The organism is Streptomyces sp. NBC_00252 (assembly GCF_036187565.1).
Lineage (GTDB): Bacteria > Actinomycetota > Actinomycetes > Streptomycetales > Streptomycetaceae > Streptomyces.
On sequence record NZ_CP108087.1, the window covers coordinates 4,336,524 to 4,348,795 of the forward strand.

A 12,272-nucleotide genomic window follows, 5' to 3' on the forward strand; every position below is an offset into this window, starting at 1 on the left:
CCGCTGAGAACGGAGGATCGCGATGCCCACACCTCGGACACTGCTGGCCCTTCCGGTGTCCCTGGCCTTCCTCTGTCTGTCCACGGCCACCTCCCAGGCCGGCCCGGCACCGGACACAAACGCCCTGGTCAGCCTGCTGGTCACCCGGGGAGGAGCCCCCGCGGCGGCGCTACTGGCCCATGACGGCACGGGCCTTGGCACCACCCCGGCCGGAGCGGACCATGAGCGGGCCGCGACCGACTACGCCCTCGGCACGACGGCGTACGCCCACTCAGGCATCGGCATCAGTCGCGCCGACCATTTCCGCGCGGGCAGCATCACGAAGACCTTTATCGCGACCGTGGTCCTCCAACTCGCCGCCGAACACCGGCTGTCCCTGTCCGACACGGTCGAGCAGCACCTCCCGGGTCTGGTACACGGGGCGGGCAACGACGGGCGCGCGCTGACCCTCCGCTCCCTGCTCACTCACACCAGCGGTCTGTACGACTTCACCGCGGACACCGGGGGCACGGTCCCCGTGTCCCCAACTCGGGCCGTCCGTATAGCAGTCACCCACCCTCCGGCCGATCGAGGCCGCTTCTCCTACTCGAACACCAACTACGTGCTGCTCGGCCTGGTGATCCGACAGGTCACCGGCGACTCGTACGCCACCGAGGCCGAGCGCCGCATCATCGCTCCGCTGCGTCTGACGGGCACCTCCTTCCCGGGCTCCCGCACCACTCTTCCCTCGCCGCACGGCCGGGCCTATGCCACCGACGGCTCCGACGTCACCGATCTCGACCCGCGGGTGGCCGGGGCCGCGGGCGAGCTGGTGACCACGCTCGCCGACCTGGACCGCTTCTACTCGGCCCTGCTCGGCGGGCAGTTGCTGCCTCCGCGCTGGCTGCGCGAGATGCTCGACACCCGCACCGCACACGGCTCGTACGGCATGGGGCTGTTTCCGGTGAAGCTGCCGTGCGGCACCACGGTGTGGGGGCACAACGGCCGGATCTCGGGCAGCTACGTGCGCACCGCAGCCACCGTCGACGGCCGTCGTGTCCTCACCTTCCGGGTGAACACGAGCGAGATCGCAGACCCCGGCCTCGAACCGGCCCTGCTCGCCGCCGAGTTCTGCCCCCGCACCTCGTAGAACGGCCGGGTTCCGGACAAAGATCCCAACTCGTGACACTCGTTCGAGTGAAGCCGGGCCGACCTCACCCGGCGTTCCTACAGCGGCGCGATGTCCGGCGCCCCCAGCCGCGCCGCGTCCGCCGTGAGGTCGTCCGGCTGGAGCTGGGACTCCCGCTCGGCCTCCACCCGCTTCTCGTAGTGCTCGACCTCGCGCTCGATCTGGTCCTTGTCCCAGCCGAGCACCGGTGCCATCAGCTCGGCGGCCTCACGGGCGCTGCGCGTGCCCCGGTCGAAGGTCTCGATGGAGATGCGGGTGCGGCGGGTGAGGACGTCGTCGAGGTGGCGTGCGCCCTCGTGCGAGGCGGCGTAGACGACCTCGGCGCGCAGGTAGTCGTCGGCGAACTGGAGGGGTTCGCCGAGGGTGGGGTCCTTCTCGATGAGTTCGAGGACCTCCTCGGCCATCGAGCCGAAGCGGTTCAGCAGGTGCTCCACGCGCACCACATGGATGCCGGTCTTGGTGGCGATGCGCGCCCGCGCGTTCCACAACGCCCGGTAGCCCTCCGCGCCCAGGAGCGGCACGTCCTCGGTGACGCACTCGGCGACCCGCATGTCGAGGCCGTGCACCGCCTCGTCCACGGCGTCCTTGGCCATCACGCGGTACGTCGTGTACTTGCCGCCCGCCACGACGACGAGCCCCGGCACCGGGTGCGCGACGGTGTGCTCGCGCGACAGCTTGCTGGTGGCGTCGGACTCGCCGGCCAGCAGCGGGCGCAGCCCCGCGTACACACCCTGGACGTCGTCCCTGGTCAGCGGGACCGCGAGCACCGAGTTGACGTGTTCGAGGAGGTAGTCGATGTCGGCGCTGGACGCGGCCGGGTGGGCCTTGTCGAGGTCCCAGTCGGTGTCGGTGGTGCCGACGATCCAGTGCCGGCCCCACGGGATGACGAACAGGACGGACTTCTCGGTGCGCAGGATCAGCCCGCTGGTGGAGTTGATGCGGTCCTTGGGGACGACCAGGTGGATGCCCTTGGAGGCGCGGACATGGAACTGGCCGCGCTCGCCGACCATCGCCTGGGTGTCGTCGGTCCACACCCCCGTCGCGTTCACGATCTGCTTGGCGCGGATCTCGTACTCGCCGCCCGCCTCGACGTCCTGCACCCGGGCGCCGACCACGCGCTCGCCCTCGCGCAGGAAACCGGTCACCCGCGCGCGGTTGGCGACCTTCGCGCCGTAGGACGAGGCCGTGCGCACCAAGGTGGCCACATAGCGGGCGTCGTCCATCTGCGCGTCGTAGTACTGCAGCGCGCCGACCAGGGCGTCCTTCTTCAAGGCGGGTGCCACGCGCAGGGCGTGACGGCGGCTCAGGTGGCGGTGCGTGGGCAGGCCCCGGCCGTGGGCGCGGGCCATGGACATCGCGTCGTAGAGCGCGACGCCCGAACCGGCGTAGAGCCGCTCCCAGCCCTTGTGCTGGAGCGGGTACAGGAACGGCACCGGCTTCACCAGGTGTGGGGCCAGGCGCTCCAGCAGCAGTCCGCGTTCCTTGAGGGCCTCCCGGACGAGGGCGAAGTCGAGCATCTCCAGATAGCGCAGCCCTCCGTGGATGAGCTTGCTCGACCTGCTCGACGTGCCGGACGCCCAGTCCCGCGCCTCGACCAGTCCGGTGGACAGGCCGCGCGTCACGGCGTCCAGGGCGGTGCCCGCGCCGACCACACCTCCGCCCACCACGAGCACATCCAGTTCGCGCTCGGCCATTCCCGCCAGTGCCTCGGCTCGCTGCGCCGGACCCAGTGTCGCTGTCCTCACCGCTGCCTCCCGCTATCGGTAGCGCCGGCCGCACCCGTTCGGCGAAGCCCGGTTCGTTTCCCTCCTGCCCAAATTCTGACCGGGTTGCCCGACTTCAGCCACCACTCGCCCCCAGCCTGTGGACAACAATCACGGGACTGCCGAGAAACACAGCCGTCCAATCCCGCATAACGGTCATATTTACTCCTAGTCTGACATTGCGCTCGCTCGTTCTGTCCACAGGGCTTGCGCACCTGTCCCGCTTCGGTTACTGGGAAGGACGGCCCACGCCATGCCCGCAGATCTCGCCGTCATCGGACTCGGTCCTCTCGGCCTGCCCCTGGCCCAGGCCGCTGTCGCCGCCGGTATCGCCACGGTCGGCCTCAAGACCGGTCCTGAGGCCGGCTCCCTCAGCCCCGCAGAACTGCGCCGGATGCTCTCGGGGGGCTTCCGGCCGGCCACCAACCCCGCCGAGCTCGGCCGCGTACGCACCGCCGTGATCTGCGCCCCGACGCCCCGGGACGCGGACGGCGGCCTCGACCTCAGCCAGGTGGAGACGGCCGCCCGCGCCCTCGCGGCCCACCTGCGGCCGCACACCACGGTGATCCTGGAGTCGGCGGTGCACCCCGGCACCACGGAAACCTTCCTGCGCCCCCTCCTCGAAGAGGGCTCGGGCCTGCGCGCGGGACGCGACTTCCACCTCGCCTACTCCCCCAGCCGCGTCGACCCCGGCAACCGCGACTTCACCCCGGCCACCACCCCGAAGGTGATCGGCGGGCTCACCCCGGCCTGCACCGAGTCGGCCGCCGCCTTCTACGGCCGGCTCACCGACAAGGTGGTACGCGCGCGTGGCCTGCGCGAAGCGGAGACCGTGCAGCTCCTGGAGACCAACTTCCGGCACGTCAACATCGCCCTCGTCAACGAAATGGCCGTCCTGTGCCACGACTTGGGCGTCGACCTCTGGGACGTCATCCGCTGCGCGGAGACCAAGCCGTTCGGCTACCAGGCCTTCCGCCCCGGCCCCGGCGTCGGCGGCCACGCCGTCCCCCAGGACCTCACCGGCCACGGCGCGCGCCCCCTGCGCATGGTCGAACTCGCCCAGCAGGTCAACAACCAGATGCCCCGCTACGTCATCCAGCGCGCCGCCACGCTCCTCAACGAGCACGGCAAGTCCGCGCGCGGGGCCCGCGTCCTGCTCCTCGGCGTCACCTACAAGGCCGACCTCGCCGACCAGCAGGGCACCCCCGCCCAGGAGATCGCGATCCGCCTGATGGAACTCGGCGCCTCCGTCAGCTACCACGACCCGCACATCCCGTCCTGGAGCGTCCTCGACCGCCCGGTCCCCCGCGCGGACTCCCTCTACGAGGCGGCGGCCGACGCCGACCTGACGATCCTGCTCCAGCAGCACCGGACGTACGACCTCCAGGGCCTGTCCGTAAAGGCCCAGCTGCTCCTGGACACACGCGGCGCAACCCCGACGGGCGCGGCCCACCGCCTCTGACGCGCCCCCTGGTCCCAACACACGCCCCGCCAGCCCCACTTGGGCATGCGAAAGGGCCCGGACCATTCAGGCCCGGGCCCTAAAAGCGCCGTACAGCCACCGCGTCGTACGGCTGGCGCGCTCTACATCTATCGCTTGTGCTGGGAGTCGGCCACCGTGACCTCGACGCGCTGGAATTCCTTCAGCTCGCTGTAGCCGGTCGTCGCCATCGCGCGGCGCAGGGCGCCGAAGATGTTCATGGAGCCGTCGGGGATGTGGGACGGGCCGGCGAGGATCTCCTCGATCGTGCCGACCGTGCCGAGGTCGACCTTCTTGCCGCGCGGCAACTCCTCGTTGACCGCTTCCATGCCCCAGTGGTGGCCCTTGCCGGGGGCGTCCGTGGCGCGGGCGAGCGGGGAGCCCATCATGACCGCGTCCGCGCCGCAGGCGATCGCCTTGGGGAGGTCGCCGGACCAGCCGACGCCGCCGTCGGCGATGACGTGCACATAACGGCCGCCGGACTCGTCCATGTAGTCGCGGCGGGCGGCGGCCACGTCGGCGACCGCGGTGGCCATCGGGACCTGGATGCCCAGTACGTTGCGCGTGGTGTGCGCCGCGCCGCCGCCGAAGCCGACGAGGACGCCGGCCGCGCCGGTGCGCATGAGGTGCAGGGCGGCGGTGTACGTGGCGCAGCCGCCGACGATCACCGGGACGTCCAGCTCGTAGATGAACTGCTTCAGGTTCAGCGGCTCGTGCGAACCGGACACGTGCTCCGCGGAGACCGTCGTACCGCGGATGACGAAGATGTCCACGCCCGCGTCGACGACGGCCTTGGAGAACTGGGCCGTGCGCTGCGGGGAGAGCGCGGCGGCGGTGACCACGCCCGAGTCGCGCACCTCCTTGATGCGCTGCCCGATCAGCTCCTCCTTGATGGGAGCGGCGTAGATCTCCTGGAGGCGGCGGGTCGCGGCGTCCACGTCGAGGCCGGTGATCTCGTCGAGCAGCGGCTGCGGGTCCTCGTACCGCGTCCAGAGGCCTTCGAGGTTCAGCACGCCGAGGCCGCCGAGCTCGCCGATGCGGATCGCGGTGGCCGGGGAGACGACCGAGTCCATGGGGGCGGCCAGGAAGGGCAGCTCGAAGCGGTAGGCGTCGATCTGCCAGGCGATCGAGACCTCCTTCGGGTCCCGCGTACGGCGGCTGGGGACGACGGCGATGTCGTCGAAGGCGTACGCCCGGCGGCCGCGCTTGCCGCGCCCGATCTCGATCTCAGTCACGTCTGTGGCCTTTCCTCTGCGTTTCAGCGTCTTCCAGTATCGCCGACGGACACGACAAGGGCGGCCCCGGTGTCCCCGGGGCCGCCCTTGAGGAAGCCTGCCGACTACTTGCTGCGGCTGTAGTTCGGTGCCTCGACCGTCATCTGGATGTCGTGCGGGTGGCTCTCCTTGAGGCCCGCGGACGTGATGCGGACGAAGCGGCCCTTGGTCTCCATCTCCTCGATGGTGGCCGCGCCGACGTAACCCATGGTCTGGCGCAGGCCGCCGACGAGCTGGTGCAGCACGTTGGCCAGCGGGCCTCGGTAGGGCACCTGGCCCTCGATGCCCTCGGGCACGAGCTTGTCGTCGGAGGCGACCTCGGCCTGGAAGTAGCGGTCCTTGGAGTACGACCGGCCCTGGCCGCGGGACTGCATCGCGCCGAGCGAGCCCATGCCGCGGTACGACTTGAACTGCTTGCCGTTGATGAACTGCAGCTCGCCCGGGGACTCCTCGCAGCCCGCGAGGAGGCTGCCGAGCATCACCGTGTCGGCGCCGGCGGCCAGCGCCTTGCCGATGTCGCCGGAGTACTGCAGGCCGCCGTCGCCGATGAGCGGGACGCCGGCCGCGCGGGCGGCGAGGGACGCTTCGTAGATCGCCGTGACCTGCGGGACGCCGATGCCGGCGACGACACGGGTCGTACAGATCGAGCCCGGTCCGACGCCGACCTTGATGCCGTCGACACCGGCGTCGACCAGGGCCTGGGCGCCGTCGCGGGTGGCGACGTTGCCGCCGATCACGTCGACGCCGACGCTGGACTTGATCTTCGCCATCCAGTTGAGGGCGTTGCTGTTGTGGCCGTGCGAGGTGTCGACGACCAGGAAGTCCACACCGGCCTCGGCGAGGGCCTGGGCGCGCTCCAGGGCCTCGGGGCTGGCGCCGACGGCGGCACCGACGATGAGGCGGCCCTCGGCGTCCTTGGCGGCGTTCGGGTACTGCTCGGCCTTGACGAAGTCCTTGACCGTGATGAGGCCCTTGAGGATGCCGGCCTCGTCGACGAGGGGCAGCTTCTCGATCTTGTGGCGGCGCAGCAGCTGCATGGCGTCGGCGCCGGAGATGCCGACCTTGCCGGTGACCAGGGGCATCGGGGTCATGACCTCGCGCACCTGCCGGGAGCGGTCGGTCTCGAAGGCCATGTCACGGTTGGTGACGATGCCGAGCAGCTTGCCATTTCCGTCGGTCACCGGGACGCCGCTGATGCGGAACTTGGCGCACAGGGCGTCGGCCTCGCCGAGCGTGGCGTCGGGGTGCACGGTGATCGGGTCGGTGACCATGCCGGACTCGGAGCGCTTCACGAGGTCGACCTGGTTGACCTGGTCCTCGACGGACAGGTTGCGGTGCAGGACGCCGACACCGCCTTGGCGGGCCATCGCGATCGCCATCCGGGACTCGGTCACCTTGTCCATCGCCGCGGACAGCAGCGGGATGTTGACACGGACGTTGCGCGAGATGCGGGACGAGGTGTCGACCGCGTTCGGGAGCACGTCGGACGCGCCCGGCAGCAGCAGCACGTCGTCGTAGGTCAGCCCTAGTGTCGCGAATTTGGCGGGCACTCCGTCGACGTTGGCAGTCATGACACCTTCCCCAAATGGCCTTGATCGGTGCGGATGTCCATGCTAACGGGAAGCGCGGTCACCGAATTCCACGATTCCACGGCTACGGCCCGCTCCGGGCTTCGTATGTTCGTACGTACGCCGTCGGCTCGCTGTTCATGGCAGGCACCCCGGCGCAGGGCTCCGCCGCCGAGGGCAGTGCCCGCACGGGAGTTACTGCTCGGCCAGCGCGCGCAGCCGGCTCAGGGCGCGGTGCTGGGCGACCCGGACCGCGCCGGGTGACATTCCCAACATCTGGCCGGTCTCCTCGGCGGTGAGGCCGACGGCGATGCGGAGCAGGAGCAGTTCGCGCTGGTTCTCCGGGAGGTTGGCCAGGAGTTTCTTGGCCCATTCGGCGTCGCTGCTGAGCAGGGCGCGCTCCTCGGGGCCGAGGGAGTCGTCCGGGCGCTCCGGCATCTCGTCCGAGGGCACGGCCGTGGACCCTGGGTGGCGCATCGCGGCGCGCTGGAGGTCGGCGACCTTGTGGGCGGCGATGGCGAAGACGAAGGCCTCGAAGGGACGGCCTGTGTCCTTGTAGCGCGGCAGCGCTAGCAGGACGGCGACGCAGACCTCCTGGGCGAGGTCCTCCACGAAGTGCCGTGCGTCGCCCGGGAGTCGGGACAGACGGGTGCGGCAGTACCGCAGCGCCAGTGGGTGGACATGGGCGAGCAGATCGTGCGTGGCCTGCTCGTCTCCGTCGACCGCGCGAAGGACGAGCCCACCAATCGCCCCTGGGGCACTGGCCGCCTCGTCGTCACGCATCGGTCCATGGTGCCTTGCGGCCGAAGGGTCCGTGGCACCGCGTCCGTTGTTGTGCACCGAAGCGTTATGAGCAGGTGCGCCGGAAGTCATCTCCTGCGCCCTCCCCTCCCGCTCGACCGACTCGTCCCCGAGGAACTCCACACCTCAAGGATGCGGCATCCGCGGCGAAACGAGCAGCGGGTACCCGGCGGGCCCCTTCACCGTCCCCGCCCACCCTGCGGCGGGCGGGGATACTCGTACCCCCGCTACGACCCACTGACCTGGTCCTACCGGACCAGGCCCCACCGGAAACCGAGCGCCACGGCGTGTGCCCGGTCCGAGGCGCCGAGTTTCTTGAAGAGCCGCCGTGCGTGGGTCTTGACCGTGTCCTCGGAGAGGAAGAGCTCTCGGCCGATCTCCGCGTTCGAGCGGCCGTGGCTCATGCCCTCCAGGACCTGGATCTCACGCGCGGTGAGCGTCGGCGCGGCGCCCATCTCGGCCGAGCGCAGCCGGCGCGGGGCCAGCCGCCAGGTCGGGTCGGCGAGGGCCTGGGTGACCGTGGCCCGCAGTTCGGCGCGCGAGGCGTCCTTGTGCAGATAGCCGCGGGCGCCGGCCGCGACCGCGAGGGCCACGCCGTCCAGGTCCTCGGCGACGGTGAGCATGATGATCCGTGCGCCCGGGTCGGCGGACAGCAGTCGCCGCACGGTCTCGACACCGCCGAGTCCGGGCATGCGTACGTCCATCAGGATGAGGTCCGAGCGGTCGGCACCCCAGCGGCGGAGGACTTCCTCGCCGTTGGCCGCCGTCGTCACGCGCTCGACACCGGGCACGGTCGCGACCGCGCGGCGGAGCGCCTCTCGGGCAAGCGGGGAGTCGTCACAGACGAGGACGGATGTCATGGCCGCCCTCCGCAACTGATGCGCGTCACCTTGAGCCTCCAGGCTGGTACGAAATCGTCACCTGTGCGGTCGACCGTCTCGGACGCCTGCCCGAGCACTTGTGTTTTCAACCGCCTCGCACTCTCAACGACGGTCACTCGAAAGAGTTACGGGGCCGTGTGCCATCTTCGGCACTCTACGTGAGGGTGCGGACACGGTGGAGACGTGCGGGGCCGACCCTCAAGCTTTCATCACAACCGGTGCCCCATTCAGCCCTATTTCTTCCCTTTTGCTGGTGTCTGAGGCTAGATTCGCAATGAGTCATATTTTCATCTCCTTAGATCGTAGTTGTACGGTCGTGGACACCGTATCCGCCCATAACGGCTACAAGGGGTCACGCAATGGCAGATTTCTCCCGCCTTCCCGGACCGAACGCGGACCTGTGGGACTGGCAGCTCCTGGCTGCCTGCCGAGGGGTCGACAGCTCGCTCTTCTTTCATCCCGAGGGCGAGCGCGGTGCGGCACGAAGCGCTCGTGAGAACTCGGCCAAAGAGGTCTGCATGAGGTGCCCGGTCCGCGCACAGTGCGCGGCGCACGCGCTGGCGGTGCGCGAGCCGTACGGCGTCTGGGGCGGCCTGACCGAGGACGAGCGCGAAGAGCTCATGGGGCGTGCCCGCAACCGGCTGGTGTCGGCTTCGGCCGCCGGGGACATGGCTTCGAACAACTGAAGGAACGTTTCTCCAACTAGCTCTCAACCAAGGGCACACCGAACTCCCCACCAGGGGCACGCGCACGCGTGCCCCTCTATTTTTCGCGGGCCACGCGCTCCAGCCGGTCCAGCGTCGCCGCCACGGCCGGCACCCGCGCCAGGTCGGGCAGGGTCAGCGCGACGATCTCCCGCCGCACCGCCGGCTCCAGCGTCACCGTCCGCGCACCCCGGGGCCGTACGGACTCGATGGCGAGCTGGGGCAGGACGGCCACGCCCAGGCCCGCGCTCACCAGGCCGACGACCGCCGGATAGTCGTCGGTCGCGAAGTCGATGCGCGGGGTGAAGCCCGCGCTCTCGCAGACCTCGACCAGCTGGCCCCGGCAGCGCGGGCAGCCGGCGATCCAGGGTTCGCGGGCGAGCTCGCCGATCGACACCGACTCCGCGCGCGCGAGGCGGTGTCGTTCCGGGACCAGAGCGACCAGGCGGTCGCTGAGCAGGGGGCGTACCACCAGGTCGGACCAGTCCTCCGCGCCCGCCGCCGCCTCGTAGCGGAAGGCGAGCGCGATGTCGCAGTCGCCCGCCCGGAGGAGCTCGACGGAGTTCGGCGGCTCGGCCTCCTCCAGGGAGACGCGGGTGCCGGGGTGGGCGGCGCGCAGGGCGGCCAGCGCGGTGGGGACGAGCGTCGAGCTGCCGCTGGGGAAGGAGACCAGGCGGACCCGGCCGGCCCGCAGGCCCGCGATCGCGGCGACCTCCTCCTCGGCGGCGGTGAGCCCCGAGAGGATGCCGGCCGCGTGCCGGACGAGGGCCTCGCCGGCCTGGGTCAGCCGCATCTCGCGGCCGGTGCGGACCAGCAGCGGGGTGCCGACCGAGGTCTCCAGCGCCTTCATCTGCTGGCTGACGGCGGGCTGGGTGCAGCCCAGTTCGCGCCCGGCCGCCGAGAAGGAGCCGGTGGCGGCGACGGCGCGCAGCACACGGAGGTGTCGGGCCTCGATCATGCGCCGAGCATAAGCGCTCCTTTGCTACGGCGCCGAATAATGCACCGCGCCTTTGGGGCCCTCTCGTCTACCGTGCCGTCATGAAGCTTCTCTCGCTGAACCTGGGCCGGGCCACGGCCGTGCCGTACACGGAACAGCCCGACGGCGTGACCGGCATCGACAAGCGGCCGACCGACGCGCCGGTGCGGGTGAGCGCGCCCGGCCCCAAGGGCGTCGCCGGGAGCGGGCTGGCCGGGGACGCGGTGTGTCACCGGCGTCACCACGGGGGCGACGACCAGGCGGTGTACGCGGTCGCGCGCGAGGATCTCGACGACTGGGAGCGGGAGTTGGGGCGCCCGCTGGCCAGCGGTTCCTTCGGGGAGAACCTGACGACCCTGGGTCTGGACGTGTCCGGCGCGCGGATCGGCGAGCGCTGGCGGATCGGCCCCGAGGTGGTCCTGGAGGTCACCTGCGGGCGGATCCCGTGCCGTACGTTCCAGGACCATCTGGGCGAACGGGGGTGGGTGAAACGGTTCACCGTGAAGGGTGCTCCGGGGGCCTACCTGCGGGTGATCGAACCCGGTGAGATCCGCGCGGGCGACGCGATCGAGATCGTGCACCGGCCCGGTCACGAGGTGACGGTGGCCCTGCAGTTCCGGGCCGTGACGACCGAGCGGGAGCTATTGCCGCGGCTGCTTCCTGCGGGCGAGGCGCTGCATCCGGAGGCACTGGCCCAGGCCCGGAAGTATGTGGCGGAGTACCCGGCCTGACCTGCCGTCACGGCGCGTTCGACGCAATGTTCGACACGTGTTCGTCACGGATCGGGAGGGCCTGTGCAGAGATCGGACCGGCCCGCCCGGTGTCACTAATCTTGCGCCATGACAACGGCATTGATTACGGGATCGACCGCGGGGATCGGTGCCGCCTTCGCGCGGCGGCTCGCGGCGGACGGACACAACCTCGTGCTGGTGGCACGGAACACCGAGCGGCTCGGGGAGCAGGCGACCGAACTGCACGACCGGCACGGCATCGAGGCGGAGGTGCTCACCGCCGACCTCGCCACCGACGAGGGCATCGAGGCGGTGGCCGCCCGCCTCGCCGACCGCAAGAACCCCGTCGACCTCCTGGTCAACAACGCGGGCTTCGGCAACAAGGGCCGCTATCTCGACGTACCGATGGCCGACGAGCTGAAGATGCTCAAGGTGCACTGTGAGGCGGTGCTGCGGCTGACCAGCGCGGCGACCGGGGCGATGCGGGAACGCGGGCGCGGCGGGGTGGTCAACGTGGCGTCGGTGGCTGCCTTCGTGCCGCGCGGGACGTACGGCGCGTCGAAGGCGTGGGTCGTGCAGTTCACCCAGGGCGCGGCCAAGGACCTGGCGGGTACGGGCGTACGGCTGATGGCGCTGGCGCCCGGTTTCGTACGGACCGAGTTCCATGAGCGGGCCGGTATGGGCACGGACAACATCCCGAACTGGATGTGGCTGGACGCGGACAAGCTGGTCGCGGCGGCGCTCGCGGATCTGGCGCGCGGCAAGTCGCTGTCGATCCCGGACCCGCGCTACAAGGCGCTGATGGGCCTGGTGAAGGTCACCCCGCAGGCGGTGCTGGGCGGGATCACGTCGAAGACCGGGCGGAAGTACGGGCCGCAGTGACGGCAGCCGCCTCGATGACGGCGGCCTCGACGACGACGAAGACT

At 70.7% G+C, this 12,272-nt stretch carries 11 protein-coding genes; 5 read left to right on the forward strand and 6 right to left on the reverse strand.

The window, feature by feature from the left end; all coding sequences use genetic code 11:
• Positions 1 to 22 precede the first annotated feature (22 nt).
• Complete coding sequence (locus OHT77_RS18745; RefSeq protein ID WP_328829641.1) at positions 23 to 1,129, forward strand: serine hydrolase domain-containing protein; 1,107 nt, start codon at positions 23 to 25, stop codon at positions 1,127 to 1,129.
• Between the two features lie 77 nt (positions 1,130 to 1,206).
• On the opposite strand, the gene OHT77_RS18750 is transcribed toward OHT77_RS18745, so the two are convergent.
• Positions 1,207 to 2,913: a glycerol-3-phosphate dehydrogenase/oxidase gene (locus tag OHT77_RS18750; protein WP_328829642.1), complete on the reverse strand. Its 1,707-nt coding sequence runs from the start codon at positions 2,911 to 2,913 to the stop codon at positions 1,207 to 1,209.
• A gap of 271 nt (positions 2,914 to 3,184) precedes the next feature.
• Between OHT77_RS18750 and OHT77_RS18755 the strand changes: the two genes are divergently transcribed.
• Positions 3,185 to 4,393, forward strand: coding sequence for a nucleotide sugar dehydrogenase (locus tag OHT77_RS18755; RefSeq protein WP_328829643.1), 1,209 nt, complete (start codon positions 3,185 to 3,187; stop codon positions 4,391 to 4,393).
• A gap of 128 nt (positions 4,394 to 4,521) precedes the next feature.
• Here the strand turns inward: OHT77_RS18755 and OHT77_RS18760 are convergent, their stop codons facing one another.
• The 4 genes from OHT77_RS18760 to OHT77_RS18775 form a co-directional block, all read right to left on the reverse strand.
• Complete coding sequence (locus OHT77_RS18760; RefSeq protein WP_266771622.1) at positions 4,522 to 5,646, reverse strand: GuaB3 family IMP dehydrogenase-related protein; 1,125 nt, start codon at positions 5,644 to 5,646, stop codon at positions 4,522 to 4,524.
• 104 nt (positions 5,647 to 5,750) lie between these two features.
• Entirely contained in the window at positions 5,751 to 7,256 is a 1,506-nt protein-coding gene (gene guaB, locus OHT77_RS18765) for an IMP dehydrogenase (protein WP_033280065.1), read from the reverse strand.
• 192 nt (positions 7,257 to 7,448) lie between these two features.
• Positions 7,449 to 8,036, reverse strand: a complete 588-nt coding sequence (locus OHT77_RS18770) for a sigma-70 family RNA polymerase sigma factor (RefSeq protein WP_019055585.1) — start codon at positions 8,034 to 8,036, stop codon at positions 7,449 to 7,451.
• A gap of 266 nt (positions 8,037 to 8,302) precedes the next feature.
• Positions 8,303 to 8,914: a response regulator transcription factor gene (locus OHT77_RS18775; RefSeq protein WP_003948568.1), complete on the reverse strand. Its 612-nt coding sequence runs from the start codon at positions 8,912 to 8,914 to the stop codon at positions 8,303 to 8,305.
• A gap of 380 nt (positions 8,915 to 9,294) precedes the next feature.
• Between OHT77_RS18775 and OHT77_RS18780 the strand changes: the two genes are divergently transcribed.
• Complete coding sequence (locus tag OHT77_RS18780) at positions 9,295 to 9,621, forward strand: WhiB family transcriptional regulator (protein WP_019055584.1); 327 nt, start codon at positions 9,295 to 9,297, stop codon at positions 9,619 to 9,621.
• Between the two features lie 76 nt (positions 9,622 to 9,697).
• On the opposite strand, the gene OHT77_RS18785 is transcribed toward OHT77_RS18780, so the two are convergent.
• On the reverse strand, positions 9,698 to 10,597 hold the full coding sequence (locus OHT77_RS18785; RefSeq protein WP_328829645.1) for a LysR family transcriptional regulator: 900 nt from the start codon (positions 10,595 to 10,597) through the stop codon (positions 9,698 to 9,700).
• Positions 10,598 to 10,677: 80 nt separating this feature from the next.
• Here OHT77_RS18785 and OHT77_RS18790 point away from each other — a divergent pair, with 80 nt between their 5' ends.
• Positions 10,678 to 11,346 carry an MOSC domain-containing protein gene (locus OHT77_RS18790; protein ID WP_328829647.1) on the forward strand — a complete coding sequence of 223 codons (669 nt, stop codon included), beginning with the start codon at positions 10,678 to 10,680 and terminating at the stop codon, positions 11,344 to 11,346.
• Between the two features lie 108 nt (positions 11,347 to 11,454).
• On the forward strand, positions 11,455 to 12,228 hold the full coding sequence (locus tag OHT77_RS18795; protein WP_266771616.1) for an SDR family NAD(P)-dependent oxidoreductase: 774 nt from the start codon (positions 11,455 to 11,457) through the stop codon (positions 12,226 to 12,228).
• The last annotated feature ends 44 nt before the right edge of the window (positions 12,229 to 12,272 follow it).

Coding starts and splice junctions, on each gene's coding strand:
- OHT77_RS18745 (WP_328829641.1), top strand. CDS start 23: ATGCCCACACCTCGGACACTGCTGGCCCTTCCGGTGTCCCTGGCCTTC.
- OHT77_RS18755 (WP_328829643.1), top strand. CDS start 3,185: ATGCCCGCAGATCTCGCCGTCATCGGACTCGGTCCTCTCGGCCTGCCC.
- guaB (WP_033280065.1), bottom strand. CDS start 7,256: ATGACTGCCAACGTCGACGGAGTGCCCGCCAAATTCGCGACACTAGGG.
- OHT77_RS18770 (WP_019055585.1), bottom strand. CDS start 8,036: ATGCGTGACGACGAGGCGGCCAGTGCCCCAGGGGCGATTGGTGGGCTC.
- OHT77_RS18775 (WP_003948568.1), bottom strand. CDS start 8,914: ATGACATCCGTCCTCGTCTGTGACGACTCCCCGCTTGCCCGAGAGGCG.
- OHT77_RS18780 (WP_019055584.1), top strand. CDS start 9,295: ATGGCAGATTTCTCCCGCCTTCCCGGACCGAACGCGGACCTGTGGGAC.
- OHT77_RS18785 (WP_328829645.1), bottom strand. CDS start 10,597: ATGATCGAGGCCCGACACCTCCGTGTGCTGCGCGCCGTCGCCGCCACC.
- OHT77_RS18790 (WP_328829647.1), top strand. CDS start 10,678: ATGAAGCTTCTCTCGCTGAACCTGGGCCGGGCCACGGCCGTGCCGTAC.
- OHT77_RS18795 (WP_266771616.1), top strand. CDS start 11,455: ATGACAACGGCATTGATTACGGGATCGACCGCGGGGATCGGTGCCGCC.